Here is a 1,235-nt window from a genome sequence, read left to right as displayed (position 1 = left end):
ACCATTGCAATCGTTCCGTATTGCTCTTTTAACTGCTTAATAAGTTGGGCCTTTTCGTCTGGTAAACAATTGGCTTTCACTTCATCAATCTCTAACTGTTTTCCGATTGCTTCACCAGTTGCCATATGATCACCAGTCAGCATAATAGTATAAACGCCCTGAGATTTGAAATAGCGGATCATTTCTTTAGCCTCTTTTTTGGGAATATCTTGCAGTCCAAAATAAGCAACGAGTTGATCGTTTCGGCTAACGTAAATAACTGTTTTTCCTTCTTTTTGGATTTTTTCAGCATCCGTGCTAAAAGTTGTGGTTTCGGTAGAGTTCACTACATATTCTTTTTTTCCAATTTTCCATTGGCTTCCAAAGGCCATTCCTGATAACCCATATCCCGTCAAATCATTCACATTTTCCATCATAAATGATGACTGACCTTGATCTTCAAAAGCTAGTACGATTGCTTTAGCTATCGGATGGGTAGACATTTTTTCTAAAGCTGTGCAAACCAGCTGAATCTTTTTTTTATCTTCTCCAGCCTTAAAAAAAGCATCTGTCATGACAAGGTTTCCTGAAGTCAATGTTCCCGTTTTATCAAAGGCGATCGCTTTAATCAGACCAAAATTTTCAAGATACGCGCCGCCTTTGAATAGGATCCCTTTTTTTGCTCCATTAGAAATAGCAGAAAGTGTTGCTGGAACAGCAGAAGCAACTAAAGCGCAAGGCGAAGCAACAGTTAATAAAACCATTCCTCTATAAAAGGATTCATTCCAACTCCACTGCAGAATAAAATAAAAGAAGGCAATCATAACCGGAACAGAAATAAGAACGACAGCTACATATTTATTTTCGATTTTTTCAATCATAGTGGCAGTTTTTGAAGGAGTACTTTGGGCTTCGTCGACCATTCGGAGGATTTTAGCAAAAAGAGTGTCAGAACTGTCTTTAGCAACTTGCATAGTAAAAGCTTCAGCTAAATTGATGGTTCCGCCAATCACTTCATCTCCTGCTATTTTCTCTATTGGAAGAGTTTCGCCTGAAACGGCCGATTCGTCGATCAATCCGTTCCCTGTTAAAATAACTCCGTCGATTGGTATGCTGGCTCCTTTTGGAACGAGTAATTTATCGCCTATTGTTAATGAATCGGTTGGTACTTCTATTATGACATCCTCTTTTTGGATCAATAGTGCATTTTCAGGTGTTAAATTCATCAAACCGGTGATCGCTTTCGTGCTTTTATT

The 1,235-nt window shown here is 38.5% G+C and carries 1 protein-coding gene; it reads right to left on the bottom strand.

From position 1 onward, the window contains the following. Positions 1-1,235, bottom strand: a 1,235-nt coding sequence (locus RT405_RS08490; protein WP_313469097.1) for a heavy metal translocating P-type ATPase, incomplete at both ends; no start/stop codon positions are given.

The sequence above is a fragment of the Carnobacterium sp. genome (assembly GCF_032094055.1).
GTDB lineage: Bacteria > Bacillota > Bacilli > Lactobacillales > Carnobacteriaceae > Carnobacterium_A.
This window is presented reverse-complemented; position numbering and strand designations above follow the sequence as displayed.